The sequence below is a fragment of the Rhizobacter terrae genome (assembly GCF_003852895.1).
GTDB classification, from domain to species: Bacteria; Pseudomonadota; Gammaproteobacteria; order Burkholderiales; family Burkholderiaceae_C; genus Albitalea; species Albitalea terrae.
The window spans coordinates 91090-112160 of record NZ_QUSW01000003.1 but is presented as its reverse complement, the minus strand read 5'-3'; the positions used below and the strand labels follow the sequence as shown (position 1 = coordinate 112160).

At 68.0% G+C, this 21071-nt stretch carries 24 protein-coding genes and 1 tRNA gene; 14 read left to right on the top strand and 11 right to left on the bottom strand.

The window, feature by feature from the left end; genetic code table 11:
• The 7 genes from DZC73_RS12010 to DZC73_RS11980 all read left to right on the top strand — a co-directional run bounded on the left by DZC73_RS12010 (position 1) and on the right by DZC73_RS11980 (position 3494).
• Positions 1–210: a zinc-finger domain-containing protein gene (locus DZC73_RS12010; RefSeq protein WP_124540496.1), complete on the top strand. Its 210-nt coding sequence runs from the start codon at positions 1–3 to the stop codon at positions 208–210.
• A gap of 13 nt (positions 211–223) precedes the next feature.
• Positions 224–1285, top strand: a complete 1062-nt coding sequence (waaF, locus tag DZC73_RS12005) for a lipopolysaccharide heptosyltransferase II (RefSeq protein ID WP_124540495.1) — start codon at positions 224–226, stop codon at positions 1283–1285.
• Between the two features lie 87 nt (positions 1286–1372).
• Complete coding sequence (locus DZC73_RS12000; protein WP_124540494.1) at positions 1373–1654, top strand: hypothetical protein; 282 nt, start codon at positions 1373–1375, stop codon at positions 1652–1654.
• 26 nt (positions 1655–1680) lie between these two features.
• A complete protein-coding gene (locus tag DZC73_RS11995) occupies positions 1681–1899 on the top strand; it encodes a DUF7661 family protein (RefSeq protein WP_124540493.1) in 219 nt (72 codons plus the stop codon).
• 63 nt (positions 1900–1962) lie between these two features.
• Positions 1963–2286 (top strand): hypothetical protein, encoded by a 324-nt coding sequence (locus DZC73_RS11990; RefSeq protein ID WP_124540492.1) that lies wholly within the window; start codon positions 1963–1965, stop codon positions 2284–2286.
• Positions 2287–2326: 40 nt separating this feature from the next.
• Complete coding sequence (locus DZC73_RS11985; protein ID WP_124540491.1) at positions 2327–2626, top strand: hypothetical protein; 300 nt, start codon at positions 2327–2329, stop codon at positions 2624–2626.
• A gap of 196 nt (positions 2627–2822) precedes the next feature.
• On the top strand, positions 2823–3494 hold the full coding sequence (locus tag DZC73_RS11980; RefSeq protein WP_124540490.1) for a pilus assembly protein PilP: 672 nt from the start codon (positions 2823–2825) through the stop codon (positions 3492–3494).
• A 13-nt stretch (positions 3495–3507) separates the two neighbouring features.
• On the opposite strand, the gene DZC73_RS11975 is transcribed toward DZC73_RS11980, so the two are convergent.
• Positions 3508–4458 carry a GlxA family transcriptional regulator gene (locus DZC73_RS11975; protein WP_124540489.1) on the bottom strand — a complete coding sequence of 317 codons (951 nt, stop codon included), beginning with the start codon at positions 4456–4458 and terminating at the stop codon, positions 3508–3510.
• Positions 4459–4566: 108 nt separating this feature from the next.
• Here DZC73_RS11975 and DZC73_RS11970 point away from each other — a divergent pair, with 108 nt between their 5' ends.
• Positions 4567–4881: a putative quinol monooxygenase gene (locus tag DZC73_RS11970; protein ID WP_124540488.1), complete on the top strand. Its 315-nt coding sequence runs from the start codon at positions 4567–4569 to the stop codon at positions 4879–4881.
• Positions 4882–4897: 16 nt separating this feature from the next.
• Here the strand turns inward: DZC73_RS11970 and DZC73_RS11965 are convergent, their stop codons facing one another.
• Positions 4898–5605, bottom strand: a complete 708-nt coding sequence (locus DZC73_RS11965) for an anti-sigma factor (protein ID WP_124540487.1) — start codon at positions 5603–5605, stop codon at positions 4898–4900.
• 3 nt (positions 5606–5608) lie between these two features.
• The gene (locus DZC73_RS11960; protein ID WP_124540486.1) at positions 5609–6241 is read right to left on the bottom strand and encodes a sigma-70 family RNA polymerase sigma factor; all 633 of its coding nucleotides are present in this window, start codon (positions 6239–6241) and stop codon (positions 5609–5611) included.
• A gap of 99 nt (positions 6242–6340) precedes the next feature.
• On the opposite strand from DZC73_RS11960, the gene purU reads away from it, so the two are divergent.
• Genes purU through DZC73_RS11940 form a run of 4 tightly spaced genes read left to right on the top strand, consistent with a single transcriptional unit; the run spans position 6341 to position 9219 of the window.
• Positions 6341–7225 (top strand): formyltetrahydrofolate deformylase, encoded by an 885-nt coding sequence (purU, locus tag DZC73_RS11955; protein ID WP_124540485.1) that lies wholly within the window; start codon positions 6341–6343, stop codon positions 7223–7225.
• Between the two features lie 7 nt (positions 7226–7232).
• Positions 7233–7682: a YybH family protein gene (locus tag DZC73_RS11950; protein ID WP_124540484.1), complete on the top strand. Its 450-nt coding sequence runs from the start codon at positions 7233–7235 to the stop codon at positions 7680–7682.
• A gap of 4 nt (positions 7683–7686) precedes the next feature.
• A complete protein-coding gene (locus tag DZC73_RS11945) occupies positions 7687–8661 on the top strand; it encodes a YheT family hydrolase (RefSeq protein ID WP_124540483.1) in 975 nt (324 codons plus the stop codon).
• Positions 8662–8673: 12 nt separating this feature from the next.
• The gene (locus DZC73_RS11940) at positions 8674–9219 is read left to right on the top strand and encodes a DUF2946 family protein (RefSeq protein ID WP_124540482.1); all 546 of its coding nucleotides are present in this window, start codon (positions 8674–8676) and stop codon (positions 9217–9219) included.
• 159 nt (positions 9220–9378) lie between these two features.
• Here the strand turns inward: DZC73_RS11940 and DZC73_RS11935 are convergent, their stop codons facing one another.
• Complete coding sequence (locus tag DZC73_RS11935) at positions 9379–9936, bottom strand: c-type cytochrome (RefSeq protein ID WP_124540481.1); 558 nt, start codon at positions 9934–9936, stop codon at positions 9379–9381.
• A gap of 144 nt (positions 9937–10080) precedes the next feature.
• On the opposite strand from DZC73_RS11935, the gene DZC73_RS11930 reads away from it, so the two are divergent.
• A tRNA-Arg gene (locus DZC73_RS11930) sits at positions 10081–10156 on the top strand.
• An 18-nt stretch (positions 10157–10174) separates the two neighbouring features.
• Here DZC73_RS11930 and DZC73_RS11925 read toward each other — a convergent pair.
• From DZC73_RS11925 to DZC73_RS11900, 6 genes are all read right to left on the bottom strand, one after another.
• Entirely contained in the window at positions 10175–11203 is a 1029-nt protein-coding gene (locus DZC73_RS11925; protein ID WP_161974550.1) for a heparin lyase I family protein, read from the bottom strand.
• A 249-nt stretch (positions 11204–11452) separates the two neighbouring features.
• Positions 11453–12388 carry a substrate-binding domain-containing protein gene (locus DZC73_RS11920; protein ID WP_124540479.1) on the bottom strand — a complete coding sequence of 312 codons (936 nt, stop codon included), beginning with the start codon at positions 12386–12388 and terminating at the stop codon, positions 11453–11455.
• A gap of 3 nt (positions 12389–12391) precedes the next feature.
• Positions 12392–14941, bottom strand: a complete 2550-nt coding sequence (locus DZC73_RS11915; RefSeq protein ID WP_124540478.1) for a PAS-domain containing protein — start codon at positions 14939–14941, stop codon at positions 12392–12394.
• Positions 14942–14956: 15 nt separating this feature from the next.
• Positions 14957–15718 carry a response regulator gene (locus tag DZC73_RS11910; protein ID WP_124540477.1) on the bottom strand — a complete coding sequence of 254 codons (762 nt, stop codon included), beginning with the start codon at positions 15716–15718 and terminating at the stop codon, positions 14957–14959.
• 43 nt (positions 15719–15761) lie between these two features.
• On the bottom strand, positions 15762–16553 hold the full coding sequence (locus DZC73_RS11905) for an ATP-binding cassette domain-containing protein (RefSeq protein ID WP_124540476.1): 792 nt from the start codon (positions 16551–16553) through the stop codon (positions 15762–15764).
• Positions 16550–17545, bottom strand: a complete 996-nt coding sequence (locus tag DZC73_RS11900; protein WP_124540475.1) for an ABC transporter permease — start codon at positions 17543–17545, stop codon at positions 16550–16552. The genes DZC73_RS11905 and DZC73_RS11900 overlap by 4 nt, the downstream gene beginning before the upstream one ends.
• Positions 17546–17782: 237 nt before the next feature.
• Between DZC73_RS11900 and DZC73_RS11895 the strand changes: the two genes are divergently transcribed.
• Positions 17783–18778 carry a sugar ABC transporter substrate-binding protein gene (locus DZC73_RS11895; protein ID WP_124540474.1) on the top strand — a complete coding sequence of 332 codons (996 nt, stop codon included), beginning with the start codon at positions 17783–17785 and terminating at the stop codon, positions 18776–18778.
• Between the two features lie 76 nt (positions 18779–18854).
• Here the strand turns inward: DZC73_RS11895 and katG are convergent, their stop codons facing one another.
• Entirely contained in the window at positions 18855–21047 is a 2193-nt protein-coding gene (gene katG, locus DZC73_RS11890) for a catalase/peroxidase HPI (protein ID WP_124540473.1), read from the bottom strand.
• Positions 21048–21071: the final 24 nt, after the last annotated feature.

Below are 21071 nucleotides of genomic sequence, written 5' to 3'. Positions count from 1 at the left end.
ATGAGCACCGACAAGCAACCCGCGGTCGAGGTGACCGCCCAGGACCTGCAAGGCCACGGCGTGGTCTTCTGTCCCAACCCCAAGATGACGCTGTGGAGCGGGCATCCGCGCGTGTTCATCGACGTGGCGAGCACGGGCGAAGGCAAGTGCCCGTACTGCGGCACGGTGTACAAGCTCAAGGCCGGCGAAGTGCTGGGCCACGCGCATTGACCCTTCGGTGCCGATGACACGATCGCTCATCATCGCGCCGCAGTGGATCGGCGATGCGGTGATGAGCGAGCCGCTGATGGCGCGATTGGCCGCCCGTGGCGAGACGCTCACGGTGGCCGCCTTGCCCTGGGTGTCGCCGGTGTACGCAGCGATGCCGCAGGTGACACGGGTGATCGACCTGCCGTTCGCGCACGGACGGCTGGATTGGGCCAAGCGGCGCGAGGTGGCGCGCGGGGTGCGCGGGCAGTTCGATGCGGCGTATGTGCTGCCGAACTCGCTGAAGTCGGCGCTGATTCCGTTCCTGGCGCGCATTCCGCGGCGGGTGGGCTACCAGGGCGAAGGCCGAGTGCTGCTGCTCAACGAGCGGCTGCCGAATCCCGGTGGCCGACCGCCGATGGTGGCGTTCTACAGTGCGCTGGCACAAGGTGAAGGTCGCGGCGCCAGGTCTTCCTCTCTCGCCGCGGCGCAGGGCCATGGCGCGGGGGCAGACATCCCCCGACTCCACTTCGACCCTCAAACCCAATCCGATGCCGCGAGCAAGGTTGGACTCACCCCTGGCCAGTTCTTCACCTTCGCCCCCGGCGCCGAATACGGCCCAGCCAAATGCTGGCCCGCCGACCACTACGCCGAACTCGCCCGCTCGCTGCACGCGAAGCACGGCCTGCCCATCGCGCTGCTTGGCTCGGGCAAGGAGGCGGAATTGTGCGACCGCATCTCGCTCATGGCGCCCGATGCCTGCCGGGTACTCGCCGGCAAGACTTCGCTGAAGGACGCGATGGCCTTGATTGCTGCGTCCAAGGGATTGGTCAGCAACGACTCAGGCTTGATGCATGTGGCGGCTGCGTTCGGCCTTCCTCAAGTGGCCGTGTTCGGCTCCACCAGCCCCGAGCACACGCCGCCCTTGAACCGCAGGGCGCAGGTGATCTGGCTCAAGGACGAACTGGGGCTGGAATGCTCGCCCTGCTTTGAGCGCACATGCCGGTTTGGCCATACGCGCTGCCTCGTCGAAGTGAGCCCGGTGAGGGTGGAGGCTGCGCTGGACGGCTTGCTGAACGCAGGCGTCCCGGCAGACTAGGTAACGCTGCAGCACCTGCCTCCTACCTCAGGGGGTGGCATTGAGCGTGATTCGTGGGTATGTTGGCGTTCCTCAGGAACATGTTCCATGCTGCCCATGCAACTCGAAACTGCACTGCTCATCGTGATCGCTGTCTTGCTGGTCGAGCTTGTCCGCCGGCTCGGATCGGTTGAGACGAACGTCAAGAAGCTCCTCGCTCTGCAAGAACCTGTGCCGACCGGGTCGCTGGAGCCATCGGCCGAAGTCATCGGGCTTGCACGTGCCGGAAAGGAGATCGAGGCGATGCGGCTGTACCGAAGGGAGTCCGGCGCCGATGTGAGGCAGGCGATGAAGGTTGTTGCGGAAACTCGTTCGTCCTCGGTTGCCTGAGCGGTCGGTCGAGTGGCCAGCGCCTCATGCAAGCGCATCGCTTCAACGTCTTCGGCCGCATCGTTCTCGTCCAGCGAGAAGGAGCGCTCTGGCAAGCCTACGCAGTTGGCGCTGATGGCAAGCGCAGCCCGGCGGGTTTCGTGGTCCCCGATTTCGTCGCTGAGCAGGACCTTGCGCAGTACCTGGCCGATCTCTTTCACGAGAGCGCCACGCCCACCAACGGCGGCGTGAGGCGGATCGAATGAGGCGGCTGCGCGTGTGAAACACAGGGAAGCAAGTTGAATATATCCATCACGGGCTTGCCGGCCTTGGTGATCCAGGTCGGCTTCATCGTCGTCTTTTCCGCGCCCGTGTGGCTCGCCGCTCGTGTGGTCGGAGCCGAGAATCCAACGCTGTGGCGCGCCATTCTTTCGCTCTTCCTGGGCGTCGTGGGCGCTGCCATGAGTCTCATCACGGGGCCCTGGGCACTCTTGCTGGCCCCACTGGCGCTGCTGCTGTCGTTCAAGTACGTGCTTGGCACTTCGTTCCTGGGCGCGATCGTGCTGGCCATCGTTGCCGGTGCGGGCTATGCCGCGCTGGTGCACTTCATCGGTGGTGGCGTCTTTCTTGGCAGTGCGGGGCAAAGTGTCTGAAGCTGCCGCGCCGACTTCATCTTCAACCTCTTGCGCTCAAATGAAACCTGACGTCCTGGCTCTTTGGTTGTTTGCCGGTCTGGCGTTCGCAGCACCACTCGCAGTGATCGAGTGGTCGGTTCGAGCCTGTGTGCCAAGACTGCGCAAGCAGGCGCTGCACTCCATGCTTTTGGGTCTTGCCAGTGGGCTCTTGGCAGTTCTTCTTTTCGCAGCACTCAACCATCTGCTGGCTTGGCATGCCAATCCTTTGCATGTTGCGCTGGGTACAGCCTTTTGTGCGGGGCTTTCTGTGCTTTGGATGGGCAACGCAGTCGCAGCCATTGCACAAGCACCCGATTGAAGAGATCATCGTCTGCTGTCCGCGAGGGAGAATGCACGCCCGAAGGGCAGGCGCCTCAGGCATACCGTGCGGGCAGTGTTCTGATCATTCCGCCCGGCACGGCGCGCACCCTGCGCAATGTCGGCGTTGAGCGTTTGCATCAGTTGGCCATCCTTGCCGGAGACGGCCCACAGCAGCGCCATGAAGCAATTTGACAATGACCGACGGAAAACAGTGCGCGACCAGCCCTGCGCGTAGCAGCCTGAATCAAGTTCAAGAGGTATGGATGAATCGCATGCGTCTGCCAGCGCTGGCATTTTGTTTGACGGGCATGTTCCTCTCGCCGTGGAGCACGGCCTCGGAGGCTGGCGATGCCGTGAGCATCACAGGACGCGGCATCGACGCCGCCGCCGTGGCCGTCACGACGGCCTCCATCCTGGGACAAAGCGTCATCGTCGCTGATCGGCGCTTGAAGGGAATGTCGATCGACTTTTCGGTCACGCAGCAGTCCTGGCGCCAGGTCATGGAGCAGCTGGCATCGCAGACACATTCCAAGTTGACCTGGATGTCCAATGTCGCCGTCTTCGGTGACCCGAGCGCGGGCACCGTGCCCTATTCGTTCAGCCTGAGTGCCTATCCGCTGGAAAGCTACGACAGCGACGCCTTGCGCGTCAAAGGGCTGGTTCAATTCCGCGGCCAGTACTTCGGGCTGGTGGAGTCACCTGATGCGGCCGTCTGGGTTGCCAAGCGGGGCGACGGCATCGGGAAGAACATCGGACGGGTCACCCAACTCGATCAAGGCGGCGTGACGTTTCGCGAGATGGTGCGCAACGACCAAGGGGAGTGGACTGAGCGGGTGAAGGTCCTGTCGCTGGCCGGACCGAAGTGACCGGCCTGCCGCGCTAGGCCCCACGCAACTCCCGCACGCCGCGGCCCAGCTTCTTGCGCAGCAGCGTGCGCAGGGTTACGCCGTCCGCATAGCCCACCTCGGAGGCGATCGCGTCCACGCTGGCCCGGCCCGTCTTGAGCAGGTGAACGGCACGCTCGACCCGCAGGTCCTGGAAGTACGACAGCGGCGTCTTGCCCAGGACACGCTGCAGCCGCCGCGCCAGCGTCCGCTCGCTGGTGCCCACCGCATGCGCCGCGGCGGTCAACGAGAAGCCTTGCCCCAGGTTCGAACGTGCCCATCGCTCGAAACGCTCGATCATCGGATCCGCATGGGCCAGGTGATCGGTGATCACATAGGCCGCCTGCGAGGGCCGTTCATCGATCATCAGGTAGCGCGCCACCAGGCTCGCCGTGGCCGGGCTCAACTGGCGCAGCAGCCACAGTGCGAGATCAAGGTGGGCGAGTGCTGCACCGGCGGTGATGACCTCGCCCGCGGCCACGAGCATGCGCGACTCGTCCAGCAACACCCGCGGATGCCGCTCGCGCAGGAAAGGCGCCAGCCACCAGGTGGTCGTTGCCGCGCGGCCATCGAGCAGGCCGGCGTCCGCGAGCATGAAGGTGCCCGTGCAGGCGCCGGCCACGCGCACGCCGGCACCGCCTTGCTCGGACAGCAGGCCGACCGCGTCGCGCACATCCCGCCGCTCCAGCGCGGCCCGCAGGCTGTCGGGTGTCTTGGTGCCCAGCGCGGGTGCGATGACGATGTCGGGCAGCGACCCGCTGTCGGCCGGCTCCACCGGGACGCTCAGGCCGCCGGCGGTCTTCACCGAACGCCGCAACCCGATGGTTCGCATCTGCAGGTTGAACTCGCCGCCGGTCAGCTCCACCGCGGCGCCGAAGACGTCGCGCACGGCGGCCAGGCCGGTGTCGAAGACGCCGTCCAGGGCGAGGATGTCGATTCGCGTCATGATGGCAGGAACGATACCATCAATGTCAATCTTGCCAATGGCTAGAAAGCCCGTGGATCCGTATCGTTGCGTTCACCCGATCCCGGGCAACTTCAACAGGAGCACGCGATGTCCACCACCCCCACCGTCCACAAGGCCCTGCTCGCACGCCTGGAGGCGCGCCCTGGCAAAGAGGCGGCCGTGGCCGACTTCCTGGCAAGCGCGGTCGCACTGGCCAACCAGGAGCAGCGCACGGTCTGCTGGTTCGCCCTGCAAATGGGGCCGTCGAGCTTCGGCGTCTTCGATGCCTTCGCCGACGAGGCCGGCCGCCAGGCCCACCTGAACGGGCCGATCGCGCAGGCGCTGATGGCGAGGGCCGATGAGCTGTTCAGCCGCCCGCCTCAGATCGACCCGGTGGATCTGCTCGCTGCCAAGCTGGGCTGAAGAGTCGCCCGACGCGTCAGATCTGAAGCTTGCCCGCCCACAGCACCGGCCCGGTCGGCGCGCCGGTGGGCGAGCCGCCCGGCGGCTCCAGGCTGACGGCCAGGGCGGCGGTGTCGACCAGCACCTTGCCCTTCTTGACGATGGTCGTGCCGTTGGCCGAGATCAGGCCCAGCGAACGCGGTGCGCCCTTGGGGGGCACGGCCCACAGCTCCAGCGCCTTGTCGGCCTGCACGCTGACCTGTGTGATGGGCTTGGTCACCATCGACCGGCCGTCGCCGCTGATGCTGGCCACGAAGGTGGCGGGCACCACCGAGCCATCGGCCGCCGCGCCGGTGGAGCTCAGCACCACCACGATCGGCGGCTGGGCGGGTCCGGGGCTGGAGACCAGCACCGCCAGGCTCAAGGCAGCCGCGCTGGCCACGCCGGCGATGCCGCGCCACAGCGACAGCCGCTCCCAGAATCCCACCCGTGCCGGCTTGGCCGAGGCCACCGGCGCACCGCCGATGCGCGCCTCGATGCGCTTCCACACCTGCGGCGGCGGCTTCACCGGCGTGACGCTCACGGTCAAGGGAATCAGCTTGGCCTGCCACTCGGTCACGGCCCGCCGCATCGCCGGATGCCCACCCAGCAGCGACTCGAAGCGCCGCCGCGCTGGCCCGCGCAAGGTGCCGGCCACGTAGCCCGCCGCCAGGCGGTCGACCAGTTCGGGGCGGCTGTAGTCCATGGTTCAGCCTCCCTTGGCCTCGTCGCGGCGGGCCGCGTTTTCCAGGCAGGCCTTGAGTGACAGCAGGGCACGCCGCACCCAGCTCTTCACCGTGCCCAGCGGCTGGCCCATCTTCTCGGCCACCTCGGCATGGCTCAGGCCGTCGTAGAAAGCCAGCGCCAGGCTTTGCCGCTGCGGGGCGTTGAGGTCCTGCATGCAGTGCGACAGGGCGCGCGCATCCGAAGCCCGGCTCAGCAGTTCGAGCGGGCCCGGTTGGTCGTCGGCCGTCGTGTCGTACACGTCAGGATCCTCGTCGTCGTCAGTAGTCGTGGATTGGAACTGGGGCTGGGTCTGGGCCCGGCGCAGGCTGTCGATGGCGCGGTTGCGAGCAATGCTCGTCAGCCACGTCAGCGGTTGGCTCTGCGCCGCGTCGAAACCCCCGGCAGCGCGCCAGACGTTGACATACACCTCCTGGAGGATGTCCTCGGCTTGCGCCCTGTCCCGGTTGATACGCAGCACCACGGCGAACAGATGCGAGCTGGTCAGCTCGTAAAGTGTGGCAAAAGCCGCACGGTCGCCCAGCCCGGCGCGCGACAGCAGCTGCGACAGCTCGCGGCTCTTGGCGGACCATTCGGCATTGGGCGAGGGGGGCGGCATGGAGCGCGACGGTGCTTGGGAAGCCTGAATTGGGCGCGATCATACGGCCGGCCGCTGCGAAAAGAGGGTTTCATGGGCCTGTTCGTACAATCTCGCCCCATGTCCGCCGCCAACGAGTTCGTCCTCACCTTGTCCTGCCCTGACGCCAAGGGCATCGTCTACACCGTGTCGGGCCTGCTCTACCAGGCCGGCTGCAACATCGTCGACTCGCAGCAGTTCGGCGACGTGCAGTCCGAAGGCGGCACGGGCCTGTTCTTCATGCGGGTGCACTTCGAGGCGCCGCAGCACCTGTCCGCCCCGGGCGTGCTGGACCAGCTCTTCACCAACGTGCGCGAGCAGTTCAAGATGGACGCGAGCTTCCACTCGCTGGCCCGCAAGCCGCGCCTGATGCTGATGGTGAGCAAGCACGGACACTGCCTGAACGACCTGGTGTTCCGCGCACATTCCGGCCAGCTGGACGTGGAGGTCGCGGCCATCGTCTCCAACCATCCCGATTTCGCCGAGCTGGCCGCCAGCTACAAGATTCCCTTCCACCACCTGCCGCTGGCCGCCGGCGCGAGCGCCCAGGCCAAGCGCGAGCAGGAGCAGCAAGTGGAGGCACTGTTCGACAAGCAGCAGATCGACCTGGTCGTGCTCGCGCGCTACATGCAGATCCTCAGTGCCGACTTCTGCAATTTCCTCAAGGGCCGGGCGATCAACATCCACCACAGCTTCCTGCCCAGCTTCAAGGGCGCCAAGCCCTACTACCAGGCGCATGAGCGCGGCGTGAAGCTGATCGGCGCGACGGCGCACTACGTGACGGCCGACCTCGACGAGGGCCCGATCATCGAGCAGGACGTGGAGCGCGTGGACCACTCCCTCGGCCCCGACGAGATCACCGCCGTGGGCCGTGACGTCGAGAGCGTGGTGCTGGCGCGCGCGGTGCGCTGGCACGTCGAGCACCGCGTGCTCATGAACGGCCACAAGACGGTGGTCTTCGCCTGAGGCGGGCATGGTGTCGCGCGCCAAGGTCCCGGTCGCCATCTTCGGCTCGCCCGATGACATCGAGGCGCAGTTCTACGAAGCCCTGCAGCGCGGCGACATCGACAAGCTGATGGCTGTGTGGAGCGATGACGACGAGATCGTCTGCGTACATCCCGGCGGGCCGCGCCTGGTGGGCGCCACGGCCATCCGCGCGAGCTTCGAGGCCATCTTCAGCAATGGCGTGGTGAACGCACAGCCCGAGCAGGTCCGCCGCGTGGTGAGCCTGACCAGCGCGGTGCACAACCTGCTCGAGCGCGTGGAGGTGCTGAGCGAGGAGGGCCCGCAGGCGGCCTGGGTCATCGCGACCAACGTGTACGTCAAGGGCGCCCAGGGCTGGCGCATGGTGGCGCACCATGCCAGCCCCGGCACACCGCAAGAGGTGCAGGAAATCATCGAGGCAGCGTCCACGCTCCACTGAACGAATGGACAGCAGTTACCGAGCGCCGTGGTGGCTGCCCGGCGGCAATGTGCAGACCATCTGGCCGGCGCTGTTCTCGCGGCGCTTCGAGGGTCCCGTGCCCAGCTTCACCCGTGAGCGCCTGACCACCCCGGACCAGGACTTCGTGGACGTGGACTGGCTGCAATCCGCAGCGGATGACACCGCGCCGCTGCTGGTGCTCTTCCATGGGCTGGAGGGTTCGTCGTCCAGCCACTACGCCCAGGCCTTCGCGCACTGGGCGCGCGAGAACGGCTGGCGTTTCGCGGTGCCGCATTTCCGCGGCTGTTCCGGCGAGCTGAACCTGGCGCCGCGGGCCTACCACTCGGGCGACTACCAGGAGATCGGCTGGATGCTGTCGCAGCTGCGTTCACGCCACCGCGGCACGCTGGCCGCCGTGGGGGTGTCGCTGGGCGGCAATGCCTTGCTGCGCTGGGCGCAGGAAGCCGGCAATACCGCGGCGCAGACCGCCAGCGCCGTGGCGGCGGTGTGCTCGCCCATCGACCTGGCGGCGGGCGGCGAGGCCATCGGTCGCGGGTTCAACCGCCTCGTCTACACCCGCATGTTCCTGCGCACCATGGTGCCCAAGGCGCTGAGCAAGCTGGCGCAACATCCGGGCCTGTTCGACCGCGACCGGCTGCTGGCAGCGCGCGACCTCTACGAGTTCGACAACGTCTTCACCGCGCCGCTGCACGGCTTTCGGAACACCGACGACTACTGGTCGCGAGGCTCGGCCAAGCCGCACCTGCACCGCATCCGCATCCCGGCGCTGGTGCTCAACGCCCGCAACGACCCCTTCGTGCCCGCGGCCTGCCTGCCCTCGCAGGCGGAGGTCGGCGATCACGTCACCCTGTGGCATCCGCAGCATGGCGGCCACGTCGGCTTCCCCGCGGGCCGCTTCCCGGGCCATGTACTCGCGATGCCGCAAGGGGTGATGGCCTGGATGCGCTCGCGGCTGTAGCAAGATCACCCCATGGACGACATCGTCAAGCAGGCACTGAAGAAGTGGCCCAACGTGCCGCACTGCTATGCGTGGCTGGCGCTGGACGCCCGCGGCGACTGGTACATGCGTGACGACCGCGTCCAGGCGGCGGGGCCTTTCCCGCAGGTCAAGGGCAGTCGCATCCTGCACGAGAAGCTGCGCGAGTTCATCCACCGCAACTACGCGGCCGACGGCGCGGGCTGCTGGTTCTTCCAGAACGGGCCGCAGCGCGTGTACGTGGAGCTGGAGGCGGCGCCCTTCGTGTGGCGGCTCGAACGCTCTGGCGCCGCGGTGAGCGCGAGCAGCCACACCGGGCAGGCGGCGCAGGTCCACAGCGCCTGGGTCGACGAGCATGGCCGGCTCTTCCTGGCGGCCGACATCGGGCTGGGCATCGTGCACACGCTGGACATGGAGCTGGCATCCGACGCGGTGGAGGCAGGGCAGTGGAATCCTGTGGAGATCGGTTTTTCTGAGCTGCCTGGCCGATTCAACTACCGCTTGAGTCCGGCGGCATTGCAAATGTCCGCGGCGGAATAGACGGCCCCCCAGTCGCTGCGCTCCTGCCCCAGGGGCCACGCAGGGGCCCCTTCGTGGCCCTTGGGCGCCACCCAGCGGACTGGCGGAGCCAGATCCGCGGGTGTTGCTTGATGAAAAAAGCCGACCCTTGGGTCGGCTTTTTGTGGGGCGGGCTTAGGCTTACTTTGACGCGGCTGCGTCGGGGGCCGACGCAGCCGCTGCAGCCGCCTTCGGCTCTTCCAGCTTGCCACCCGCCTTGTTGGCCATGTAGACCACGGCGCGGCCGACTTCCAGGTCGCTGAAGTCGCCGCCGCCCTGGGCGGGCATGGCGCCCTTGCCCTTGAGGGCGTGGGTCAGCAGGGTTTCGTAGCCTTGCGGGATGCGCGGGCCCCAGGCGCCGGCATCGCCGAACTTCGGGGCGTTCAGGCTGCCCGTGCCGTGGCAGGACACGCACACCGCGCCGTACACCTGTTCGCCGCTCTTGAGCGAGTTGGGGTCGCTCACGTCCTTCACTTCCACCGAGCCCACGGGCTGGATGCGTTCGGCGATCGACTTGGCGGTGAGGCCGTCGCTGCCGGCGGCGGGACGCTTGTCCGCACCGACGTAGCTCACCAGCAAGATGATGCCGATGATGGGAATGATGAAGGCAAAGAACACCGCAACGATGAGTTGCTTGGGCGTCTTGATGGGGCCTTCGTGCGGACCGTCTTCGTCGTGCTGGTGATGGGCGTCGCTCATGGAGTCCTCGACATCTTGGATTTTTCGTCGCGGGGCCGGCACGGGGCCGTGCCACGCAAAACCCGTCGATTATAGGGGGCCGGACCCGGCGACCTGGCATGGCCGGGCGGACGGCATGAAGTCGATGCCATAATCCGCCCTCACGCGCCCGTAGCTCAATGGATAGAGTACTGCCCTCCGAAGGCAGGGGTTGCTGGTTCGATCCCAGCCGGGCGCGCCATCTTCATGGTCCAGGCTGTTACGGTTTCTTCACCGTGAGCTGGAAATCCTGCCCGTCGGATGCACCGCACGCATTGGTGTAGACGGCCTTGGCGAGGCAGGACGACTTGATCACCACCGACTGTTCCCGTGCGCCGCCCGAGGTGCCGCAGCCGCTCCATTGCCATCTTCCGTCCATCGGCTGCGGGCCGAAGGTCACGGAGGTCCCGGCGGCCACCGTCATCGCCGCCGTCTTCTGCCAGGTGCCGCCCCTGGCGCGCAGGTAAGGCATCACCACCGGCGTCGGGCACGGGGGCTTGATCGCACTCGGGCATTCGTTCGCGCCTGATTCCGAAACGCACCAGTCGGCGAACAGCACCGTTTCGTCGCGCAGGTAGGCGGCGTTGTTCAGGCTGCGGTAGATGCCCCACTTGCCGCGGTTGTAGGAAGCGCCCACCCGCCAGGTGTCCAGCGTGCCGCTGGTCCACGACAGCAGCGTCTTGCCGTCGCTCAGGCGCTTGAGCACGACTTCGAGCTTGCCCGCGTCCTGGTTGAGGATGCGCACATAGGCTTCCACCCAGGTGTCGATGAAGGGCGCCAGCGGCGTGTGGGCCTGCACGCCGCTGCCCGGCTGTCCCTGGGGCGCGGTGTAGATGACTTCCAGCATGTCCTGGCTGCCGGCGCGTGCGCTGATGGTGAGGATGGGTGCGTCGTCGTCCCCGTTCTCGGCCTTGATCTGGTGGATGTGCGTGAAGCTGGGCGAGGGCTGGAAGCCGGCGGGCAGCTTGAACTTCCAGCGGTAGTGCGCTGTCTCGCCGCGGGTGTGCTGTTGCTCGGGCGAGCCGGCGGGCGAGGTCTTGATCTCCACCCGCTGGCGGTCGGTGGCGCCGCAGCGGTCGTCGTCGAGGTGGCGATGGATGTCGAACGCGAAGACCCACTCGTGGAGTTCCGCATCGAACACCTCGCGGATGTGCCGCACGTGGTGCCTGCAGTCCGGGATGTCGAGGCCGAACTTCTTGGACTCGATGAGTTCGTAGGTATTGCCCGCGCCGTCGGCGCTCAGCGTCACGGCGGCTTGGGCGCTTGCCAGGGCGATCAGGCTAGCAGCGAGGGCCAGATATCTTGCAAGGAGACTTTGATGAATTGCACGGGTGGATTTCATGGGCAGGCCAGGTTTTGGATTCGTTGTTCATGACTTCTACTGCTCGGTTGGAAGCTTCCGCACCCGATGCTGGTGCCCGAATAAGGACGAGTCAATCTTTGGAACAAAGAGTTCCATGTGTAGGCCAGTCACGAGCCTAGCTAGGCTAGCGAGGCCTCAGCGCCAGGGCTTGTCCGCTGCCTCCGCCGATTGCGGCGTGAGGACGTAGACGGGGATCAGCACCGTCTGCCCCGGTGGCGGCGCGCCCTGCAGCAGCTGCGCACCAATTTCCACCGCGCGCTGCGCTTCCAGCGACGGACGCTGCGCGATGGTGGCCACGATGCGCGCATTGGGCGCTCGCATGCTGCGAACGACGCGCGGCGAACCATCCACGCTGACGATGAAGAACTCCGAGCGCTTCGCCTGCGCCGCGGCGCGCTCGGCGCCGAGCGCCGTCGGATCGTTGATGGTGAACACCGCATCCACCCGCGGATGCTTGCCGAGCAGGTCGGTCATCACCGCGAAGCCGCCGGGCGCGCTGCCGCCCGCATCGCGGTCGGCGGACAGCACATTCAGGCCGGGATGTCGCTTGACCACCTCCATGCAGCCTTGCACCCGGTCCACGACAGACGACAGCCTCGGCCCGTTGATGATGACCATGTTGCCGCGCCCTTTCAGCCGCCGCGCAATGAACTCACAGGCTTGCCGGCCGGCGTCGAGGTTGTCGGTCATCACCGTCGCGTCTGCGGCCGTGCCCGCGTCCACGTCCACGCCGATCACCCGGATGCCGGCTGCCCGTGCCCGCTCGATGACGGGACGCAGCGCTTGCGGGTCCACGGCGGTCAGCACGATCAGGTCGACCTTCAGCTCGATGAAGCGGTCGAGCTGCTCGATCTGGCGCTGGAGGTCGTAGGCGCAGGAACTGGCGATGACCTCCACCTCGTGTCCGGTGATGCGCCGCGCGGTCTCCTCCACGCTGCGTGCAATTTCGGTGAAGTAGGGATTGCCCATGTCCGTCACGGACACCCCGATGCGGCGAATGTCGGCCAGGGCCGGGCTGCTGCCGGCGGACAGCAGCACCAGCATTAAGGCAGCGAGCAGGCGGTGCATCATGGTTCAGCCCTGCGCGGCAACGGCGTCAAGCGCGCGCCGCATGCAGTGTTCGAGCTGCTGCGATGTGAAGGGCTTGGCCAGCAGCAGGTCGGGCTCGCCCAGGCTGAAGCGGGACGACAGCACGTCATAAGGCACTCCGGACATGAGGATGCACGGCACGCCGCCGTGATGCAGCGCGATCTCGCGCGCGAGGTCGGCGCCGTTGACGGGACCGCCGAGGTCCACGTCGGAGATGACCAGCGACACCGGCTGCGACAGCAGCGCGAGCGCCTCGTTGGCATTCTTCGCGACCAGCGTTTCATGGCCGAGGGCGTCCAGCATCTCGCAGACCGCGGCGCGCACATCGGCATCGTCTTCCACCAGGAGCACGCGCTGCGGCGGCACGTGAGGGGCTGCATCGGCCTGGGCCGTGGCGGCCGCCGGCGCATCCGGCTGGGCCCGCGGCAGGCTCAGCTCGAAAGTCGTGCCACGCCCCACGCTGCTGCGCGCCGAGATGCCGCCACCGCTTTGCATGACGAAGCCATAGACGATGCTCAGGCCCAGCCCGCTGCCCAGCCCCTTGGTGGTGAAGAAGGGCTCGAAGATGCGTTCCAGCGTGCTCTCGTCCATGCCCTGGCCGGTGTCGCTCACGTCGATGCGCACCGCGTCGCTGCCGGCCTCCACGCGCGTGGCCAGCCGCAGCTCGCCACCGTCGGGCATCGCGTCGCGCGCGTTGATGACGAGGTTGAGCAGTGCGTTCTCCAACTGCGCCTTGTCCACCCACACGCACTGCGAACCGGCGGCCAGGTCCAGCTGCAGCGCGATGGCGCTGCCCACGCTGTACTCCATCAGGTCGGCCAGGTCGGTGATCAGCGCGTCGATGGCCACCGCCTGCGGCGTGAGGTTCTGCCGCCGCGCGAAGGCGAGCAGGCGCGCGGTCAGCGTCGCGCCGCGGTCGGCCGCCTTGCCCACGCGCTCGGCCAGCCGCCGGTCGCGCGCGGACATCTGCTCGCTGATCTGCAGCAGGTACACGTTGCCGATGATGGCCGTCAGCAGGTTGTTGAAGTCGTGCGCAACCCCGCTGGTGAGCTGGCCCAGCACCTCCATCTTCTGCGCCTGGCGCAGCCGCGACTCGACATCGCGCCGCTCGGTCAGGTCGCTGTACAGCGTGACGAAGCCGCCGCCGGGCATGGGGTTGCTGCGGCAGCCGATCAGCCGGCCGTCGGGGAAGTGCAGGTCGAAGCGAAGGTCCTCATGCTGGCGAGAGCTGTTGAGCACGTCCAGCCGCACCGGCGGACCGATGCCCGCGCCCACGCGCTCGGGCAGGTGCGCCTGGATCTCCTCCAGCGTGGCACCGCTGCGCAGCAGCTGCGGCGGCACGCGCAGCAGCGTGCCGTACTGCCGGTTCCAGGCGATGAGGTGGCCGTGGCGGTCGAACACCGACAGCCCGTCGTCGATGTGCGCGAACACCGTCTCCATCAGCCGCGACTGCTCCTGCAGGTCGTTGGAAATGCGGCGGATCTCGCGGGCGTTCTCGCGGAACACCTCGAAGGCCCGCGCCAGTTCACCCAGTTCGTCGCGGCGCGCAGTCTCGGGCGTGGACTGCTCCACATCGCCCGAGGCCAGCCGCGTCATCACCTGCGTGATGCCCGCGAGGCTGCGCATCGAGCGTTGCACCGCGCGCATGCCCATCACCGCCGCGAGCACGCAGGCCGCGGTGATGAGCGCAATGCCCACGACGGCCGAATACGCTGCCCGGTCGATCGCCTTGGCTTCGGTGTCGATGTCGCTGCGCAGTCCGTTCACATAGCTCTCGACCCGGTCGCCCAGACGCTCGGCCTGCGTGCGCGACTGGATGACGAGGAAGGACTTGCGCTCGGCCAGCGTGAAGTGCTGGCGCCGCATCGCAAACACGTTGCCTTCGCCCGTGACGGCGGCGAGCACGAAACGGCGCACCTCGGGCGATGTCGCAGCCACCAGCGCCGCATCGCGCACCTGGGTTTCGATGCGCTCGCGCAATTGCTCCAGCCCGCGCAGGTTGTCGATCTGGCTGACCAGGGCGATGTCCGGCAGAAGCGGCTGCAGCCCGGCGCCGCGGCTTGCCGGCAGTTCGTCGCGCAGGCGGTCGAGGCGGTAGACGAACTCGCGCATGTCCTCCTGCAGGAAGAGGTCGCGCCGCGTGACCTCGATCAGTTCTTCGACGTTGGCGCGCACCTCCACCAGCAGCGAGCGCAGGTCGCGCGCGAGCACGCTGTTGGCGGGCATGGCGGCGGCCAGCTTGTCGACCTCCGCCAGCCGCGAGCGGATCGAGCGTGCCTCGGCCTGCAGCTGGAAGGGCAGCGTGCTTTCCGCCACGTAGGGTGCGTTGGCAGCGATGGCCGCGGTGCGCTGCGACAACTCCAGCGAGAGCGAGACGTCAGGGAAGACGCGAAGGCGGAAGTTGTCCAGCGCACGGTCGGTGCCGCGCAGGCCCAGCAGGCCCACCAGCGCAAGGATGGCTGCGGCCAGCATGAGCACGCTGAAGGCCGCCAGCAGGCGCATGCGCACGCTGGCCGGCAGCCGCAGCAGCTTCATGCGGCCTGGACGCGCTCAGCGGCGCGCCGGATCGTCCGTGGGCAGGCTGAACACATAGCCGTAGCCGCGCTCGGTGCGGATGAACTGCGGCGCGCTTGCGTTGGGCTCGATCTTGCGCCGCAGCCGCAGGATGAGCACGTCGATGGCACGGTCCAGCACGTCGGTGTCGTGGCGGCGCATGCCTTCCAGTAACTGGTCGCGCGTGAGCACGCGGTTGACGTTCTGCACGAAGACTTCGAGCAGGCTGAACTCGTAGGCGGTGAGGCGGCGCGGCTCGCCGTCGGGGCCGAGAAGCTGGCGGGCGTCGAGGTCGAGCGTGAGGCCGCCGAAGCGGATCGGCGCGCGCGCGGGCGTCGAGGCGGCCGCCGCCGATGGCGGCTCGGCCCGCGGCGACAGCAGGTGCGCACGCCGCAGCACGGCCCGCACGCGGGCCATCACTTCGCGCGGGTTGAAGGGCTTGTGCAGGTAGTCGTCGGCGACCAGCTCCAGGCCGAGGATGCGGTCGATCTCGTCGCCCTTGCCGGTCATGATGATGATGGGAATGTCGGAGGTCTCGCGCACCGTGCGGGCGAGCGCCAGGCCGTCCTCCTTCTTCAGCCGCAGGTCCATCAGCAGCAGCTCGAAGGGCCCGGCCGCGAGCGCCTCGTGCATGGCCGCGCCGTCGGCCACCGCCGTGGCGGCCAGGCCGTTCACGTCGCACAGATCGCTGAGCATCTCGCACACGGCGGGGTCGTCATCGACGATGAGCACCCGGGGCGCGGTTTCGAACCCGTTCATGGTGCTCATTGTGGTGCATCAGGGCGCCGCGGTGGCGCCCCGGTCATGCGGCGAGGAACTCCGGCGGGATGGCGTGCGCGGGCATCGCCCCGGTCATCACGGCCACCGCATCGTTCATCGAGATGCGACGCGGGTCGACCACCGCCGCACGCTTGCCCAGCCGCGCGATGTGGATGCGGTCGGCGATCTCGAACACATGCGGCATGTTGTGCGACACGAGGATCACCGACAGCCCCTTGTCGCGCACGCGGCGGATCAGGTCGAGCACCATGTTGCCCTCCTTCACGCCCAGCGCCGCCGTGGGTTCGTCGAGGATGACCACGTGCCGCGCGAAGGCCGCGGCGCGCGCGACGGCCACGCACTGCCGCTGCCCGCCCGACAGTGTCTCCACTGCCTGCGTCATCGAGCGGATGCCCACCTTCAGGTCGGCCATGCGCGCCATCGCGGTCTCCAGCATGCGGCGCTTGTCCAGCCGGCGCAGCAGCGAGCCGCGCCAGCCCGGTTGCCGCAGCTCGCGGCCGAGGAAGAGGTTCTCGGCGATGGTCATGGCCGGCGCGACGGCCAGGTCCTGGTAGCAGCACTCGATGCCGGCGGCGCGTGCTTCCAGCGGATTGCGCAGGTGCGTCGCCGCGCCGCCGATCATCAGCTCGCCTTCGTCGGGCACGACCGCGCCCGACAAGGCCTTGACCAGGCTGGACTTGCCCGCGCCGTTGTCGCCGATGATGGCGAGGATCTCGCCGGCGCGCAGGTCGAAGTCGGCGCCGTCCAGCGCGGTGACCTGGCCGTAGCGCTTGACCAGGCCGCGGGCCTGCATGGCGTACTGAGGTGCGCTCATCGACGGCCTGCCTTTCTGGAAATCTGGTCGATCGCGACCGCGAGGATCACCAGCACGCCGGTGATCAGCACCTGGTAGATGGAAGGCAGCCCCAGCAGCGTGAGGCCGTTGCGCAGCACGCCGACGACGACCGCGCCCGCCAGCGAACCCAGCACCGAGCCGCGTCCGCCGAAGAGGCTGGTGCCGCCGATGACCACGGCGGTGATCGCGTCCAGGTTCTCCGTCTGCCCCGCGTTGGGGTCGCCCACACCGGTGCGTGCCACCGACAGCAGCGCTGCCACGCCGTACAGCAGGCCGGCCAGCACGTAAGCCGCGAGCAGCACGCGGTCGGTGCGGATGCCCACCAGGCGCGTGGCCTCGGGGTTGTTGCCCACCGCGTAGAGATGCCGTCCGCCGGCCGTTTCGCGCAAGCCATACCAGGTGACGAGGTACAGCGCGAGCATCAGCAGCGTGCCGTAGGCGATGCCGGTGCCGCCGATGGAGAAGGTCGTGCCCAGCCAGGTCATGGCCGGCGGCACGTCGGTGATGGTCTGGGCGTTGGAGTACAGCTGCGTGATCGCGAAGGCGATGTTGAAGGTACCCAGTGTGACGATGAAGGGCGGCAGCCGCAGCCGCGTCACCAGCAGGCCGTTGAGCAGCCCGAACAGCGCCGTTGCGCCGAGGCCGCAGCCGATGGCCAGCGGTGCGGGCAGGCCGTGGTCGGCCGCGACCTTGGTCATCACGACGTTGCCCAGCGCCATCACCATGCCGCAGGACAGGTCGATGCCCGCGGTGAGCACGATCAGCGTCTGCCCGATGGCGATGACGCCCACCACCGCCACCTGCTGCAGGATGAGCGAGAAGTTCGCGCCGCTGAAGAAGCGCTCGCTGGTGGTGCCGAAGATCGCGCAGGCCAGCACCAGCGCGATGGCCGGTCCCATCTGGCCGAGCGGGGGAAGGGCGTGCCGCGGCGCAGCGGTGGGTGCCGCGGCCGCGGGGGCGGTGGTGCTCATGGGCTTGTCTCCTGTCCGTGTCCCGGGCGGCTGTCCCGCCGCGCCGAACGGCCATTGGGCCCAAGGGCTGTTAGCGATCGATTGCACCCTGTGTTTCAAAGATGTCAGGCGCCGCCGCGGCGAGACATCCCGGAAACGGTGGGTGCAATCGATCGCTAACCGGTGGCCGCTGAAATCCGCATCACGCCGCCTGCCTTGATGCGGGCCGCGACCGACGACAACCAAAGGAGACACAGCATGTACGTTCTGCGCTTCACCGCCCTGGCGGCTTCCCTGTTCGCAACCGGCCTGGCCATGGCCGAGCAGCCGGTGATCGGCCTGATCACCAAGACCGAGACCAACCCCTTCTTCGTGAAGATGAAGGAAGGCGCGCAGCAGGCCGCGCAGGCCAAGGGCGCCAAGCTGCTGACGGCCGCGGGCAAGTCCGACGGCGACAACGCGGGGCAGGTCACCGCCATCGAGAACATGGTGGCCGCCGGCGCCAAGACCATCCTCATCACGCCCAGCGATTCCAAGGCGATCGTGCCGGCCATCCGCAAGGCGCGCGAGCATGGCGTGATGGTGATCGCGCTGGACAGCCCGACCGAGCCGGTGGATGCGACCGATGCGCTGTTCGCCACCAACAACTACGAGGCCGGCGTGCTCATCGGCCGCTATGCGAAGTCGGCGCTGGGCGGCAAGGCGCCCAAGGTGGTGATGCTCGACCTGTTCCCCGGCCCCGCCGTGGGTGCGCAGCGCCACAATGGCTTCCTGCAGGGCTTCGGCCTGGACAGCCTGCCGGCCACCAGCAACGAGCTGGCCCGCCCCGCGCAGGTGGTGTGCGCAGCCGACAGCTTCGGCGACCGTGCCAAGGGCCAGACCGCGATGGAGAACTGCCTGCAGAAGGCGCCCGACGTGAACCTGGTCTACACGATCAATGAGCCGGCCGCGGCCGGTGCCTACAACGCGCTGAAGAACGCGGGCAAGGAAAAGGACGTCGTGATCGTGTCGGTGGACGGTGGCTGCGAAGGCGTGAAGAACGTGGGCGGCGGCGTGATCGCCGCGACCTCGCAGCAGTACCCGCTGCGCATGGCGGCCTTGGGTGTGGAAGCAGGCGTGGGCTATGCCACGACCGGCAAGAAGGTGTCGGGCTACGTCGACACCGGCGTGAAGCTGATCTCGGCCAAGACCGTGCCGGGCGTGGAGTCGTCCGACGTCGGCACCGGCACCAAGCTGTGCTGGGGGAAGAGCTGATCGGCTGAGCCGCCAGGCTCCACCCGCCGCCGGGTTTGCCTGGCGGCGCGATGGCCCCAGCGGCGCCGCGCCGCGTTCAGCGCAGGTCGAAGCGGTCCAGGTTCATCACTTTCGCCCACGCCGCCACGAAGTCGCGCACGAAAGCCTGCTGCGAATCGCTGCTCGCGTAGAACTCCGCCAGGCCGCGCAGCTGGGCGTTCGAGCCGAACATCAGGTCGGCGATGGTGCCCGTCCACTTCAGCTCGCCGGTCTTGCGGTCGCGGCCTTCGAACACGCCGGTGTCTGCGTCGGACTTCTGCCACTTCGTGCGCATGTCCAGCAGGTTCACGAAGAAGTCGTTGGTCAGCGTTTCGGGCCGCTGGGTGAACACGCCGTGCTTCGCCTGACCGACGTTGTTGCCCAGCGCACGCAGGCCGCCGACGAGCACCGTCATCTCCGGGGCTGACAGCGTGAGCAGCTGCGCCTTGTCGATGAGCATCTCCGCGGCCAGGCCTTCCAGCCCCGGGCGGACGTGGTTGCGGAAACCATCGGCCACCGGTTCCAGCACCGCGAAAGACTCGACGTCGGTCTGGTCCTGGCTGGCATCGGTGCGGCCGGGCGCGAAGGGCACGGTCACCTCATGGCCGGCCTTCTTCGCGGCGGCTTCAACGCCCGCGTTGCCTGCCAGCACGATCAGGTCGGCCAGCGAGATCTTCTTGCCGCCCGACTGCGCGCCATTGAACGCCTTCTGGATGCCTTCCAGCTTGGCCAGCACGCGCGACAGCTCGGCTGGCTGGTTGACGACCCACTCCTTCTGCGGTGCCAGGCGGATGCGTGCTCCGTTGGCACCGCCGCGCTTGTCGCTGCCGCGGAAGGTGGAGGCGGATGCCCAGGCGGTAGAGACGAGCTGAGAGATCGACAGCCCCGACGCGAGCACCTGTGCCTTCAGCGCGGCAACGTCGTTCGCATCGACCAGCGCGTGGTCGACCTTGGGCAACGGGTCTTGCCAGATCAGCTCTTCCTTGGGCACCAGCGGACCCAGGTAGCGGCTGAGGGGGCCCATGTCGCGGTGCGTCAGCTTGAACCAGGCGCGGGCGAAGGCATCGGCCAGAGCCAGCGGGTCCTGCAGGAAGCGGCGCGAGATCTTCTCGTACGCCGGGTCGAAGCGCAGCGCGAGGTCGGAGGTGAGCATCATCGGCGCGTGGCGCTTGGCCGGGTCGTGTGCATCAGGCACCGTGCCTGCGCCGGCGCCGCCCTTGGGCGTCCACTGGTGCGCGCCGGCCGGGCTCTTGGTCAGTTCCCAGTCGTGGCCGAACAGGGTCTCGAAGAAGCTGTTGTCCCACTTCGTCGGCGTGGGCGTCCAGGCGCCCTCCAGGCCGCTGGTGGTCGCGTGCACGCCGACGCCAGTGTTGAAGCTGCTGCGCCAGCCAAAGCCCTGCTCCTCGATGCCCGCGCCTTCGGGCTCCACGCCCACGTGCGTGGCCGGACCGGCGCCGTGTGCCTTGCCGAAGGTGTGGCCGCCGGCGATGAGCGCCACCGTCTCCTCGTCGTTCATGGCCATGCGCGCGAAGGTCTCGCGGATGTCGCGTGCGGAGGCGAGCGGATCGGGGTTGCCGTTGGGGCCTTCGGGATTCACGTAGATCAGGCCCATCTGCACCGCGGCCAACGGGTGGGCAAGCTGGCGGTCGCCGCTGTAGCGCTCGTCGGCCAGCCACTTGCTTTCCGCGCCCCAGTTGATCTCCAGCTCGGGCTGCCAGATGTCGGCACGGCCGCCGGCGAAGCCGAAGGTCTTGAAGCCCATCGATTCCAGCGCGACGTTGCCCGCCAGCACGAGCAGGTCGGCCCACGACAGCTTGCGGCCGTACTTCTGCTTGATGGGCCACAGCAACCGGCGCGCCTTGTCGAGGTTGCCGTTGTCGGGCCAGCTGTTGAGCGGCGCGAAGCGCTGAGCGCCGGTGCCGGCACCACCGCGGCCATCGGCCACGCGGTAGGTGCCCGCGGCATGCCAGGCCATGCGGACGAAGAGCGGACCGTAGTGTCCGTAGTCGGCGGGCCACCAGTCCTGCGAATCGGTCATGAGCGCGTTGAGATCGCGCACCACGGCGTCCAGGTCCAGCGTCTTGAATTCCTGGGCGTACTCGAACTCTTCGTCCAGCGGACTGGCCGACGGCACGTGCTGGTGCAAGATGGCCAGGTCGAGCTGGTTGGGCCACCAGTCGCGGTTGGTTCGGGCCTTGGGGGCGGGCTGGGCCGCACCACCGGAAAACGGACACTTCATTTCGGAAGACATCACTTCCTCCTTCGGGAAAAGGGG

Excerpts from the sequence above, each read along its gene's own strand:
- DZC73_RS12010 (WP_124540496.1), top strand. The coding sequence starts at position 1 with ATGAGCACCGACAAGCAACCCGCGGTCGAGGTGACCGCCCAGGACCTG.
- DZC73_RS11920 (WP_124540479.1), bottom strand. The coding sequence starts at position 12,388 with ATGATGCACCGCCTGCTCGCTGCCTTAATGCTGGTGCTGCTGTCCGCC.
- DZC73_RS11965 (WP_124540487.1), bottom strand. The coding sequence starts at position 5,605 with ATGGACTACAGCCGCCCCGAACTGGTCGACCGCCTGGCGGCGGGCTAC.
- DZC73_RS11995 (WP_124540493.1), top strand. The coding sequence starts at position 1,681 with ATGCAAGCGCATCGCTTCAACGTCTTCGGCCGCATCGTTCTCGTCCAG.
- DZC73_RS11970 (WP_124540488.1), top strand. The coding sequence starts at position 4,567 with ATGTCCACCACCCCCACCGTCCACAAGGCCCTGCTCGCACGCCTGGAG.
- DZC73_RS11910 (WP_124540477.1), bottom strand. The coding sequence starts at position 15,718 with ATGAACGGGTTCGAAACCGCGCCCCGGGTGCTCATCGTCGATGACGAC.
- DZC73_RS12000 (WP_124540494.1), top strand. The coding sequence starts at position 1,373 with ATGCTGCCCATGCAACTCGAAACTGCACTGCTCATCGTGATCGCTGTC.
- DZC73_RS11915 (WP_124540478.1), bottom strand. The coding sequence starts at position 14,941 with ATGAAGCTGCTGCGGCTGCCGGCCAGCGTGCGCATGCGCCTGCTGGCG.
- waaF (WP_124540495.1), top strand. The coding sequence starts at position 224 with ATGACACGATCGCTCATCATCGCGCCGCAGTGGATCGGCGATGCGGTG.
- DZC73_RS11975 (WP_124540489.1), bottom strand. The coding sequence starts at position 4,458 with ATGACGCGAATCGACATCCTCGCCCTGGACGGCGTCTTCGACACCGGC.
- DZC73_RS11905 (WP_124540476.1), bottom strand. The coding sequence starts at position 16,553 with ATGAGCGCACCTCAGTACGCCATGCAGGCCCGCGGCCTGGTCAAGCGC.
- DZC73_RS11985 (WP_124540491.1), top strand. The coding sequence starts at position 2,327 with ATGAAACCTGACGTCCTGGCTCTTTGGTTGTTTGCCGGTCTGGCGTTC.
- DZC73_RS11945 (WP_124540483.1), top strand. The coding sequence starts at position 7,687 with ATGGACAGCAGTTACCGAGCGCCGTGGTGGCTGCCCGGCGGCAATGTG.
- purU (WP_124540485.1), top strand. The coding sequence starts at position 6,341 with ATGTCCGCCGCCAACGAGTTCGTCCTCACCTTGTCCTGCCCTGACGCC.
- katG (WP_124540473.1), bottom strand. The coding sequence starts at position 21,047 with ATGTCTTCCGAAATGAAGTGTCCGTTTTCCGGTGGTGCGGCCCAGCCC.
- DZC73_RS11900 (WP_124540475.1), bottom strand. The coding sequence starts at position 17,545 with ATGAGCACCACCGCCCCCGCGGCCGCGGCACCCACCGCTGCGCCGCGG.
- DZC73_RS11960 (WP_124540486.1), bottom strand. The coding sequence starts at position 6,241 with ATGCCGCCCCCCTCGCCCAATGCCGAATGGTCCGCCAAGAGCCGCGAG.
- DZC73_RS11895 (WP_124540474.1), top strand. The coding sequence starts at position 17,783 with ATGTACGTTCTGCGCTTCACCGCCCTGGCGGCTTCCCTGTTCGCAACC.
- DZC73_RS11935 (WP_124540481.1), bottom strand. The coding sequence starts at position 9,936 with ATGAGCGACGCCCATCACCAGCACGACGAAGACGGTCCGCACGAAGGC.
- DZC73_RS11950 (WP_124540484.1), top strand. The coding sequence starts at position 7,233 with ATGGTGTCGCGCGCCAAGGTCCCGGTCGCCATCTTCGGCTCGCCCGAT.
- DZC73_RS11940 (WP_124540482.1), top strand. The coding sequence starts at position 8,674 with ATGGACGACATCGTCAAGCAGGCACTGAAGAAGTGGCCCAACGTGCCG.
- DZC73_RS11980 (WP_124540490.1), top strand. The coding sequence starts at position 2,823 with ATGACCGACGGAAAACAGTGCGCGACCAGCCCTGCGCGTAGCAGCCTG.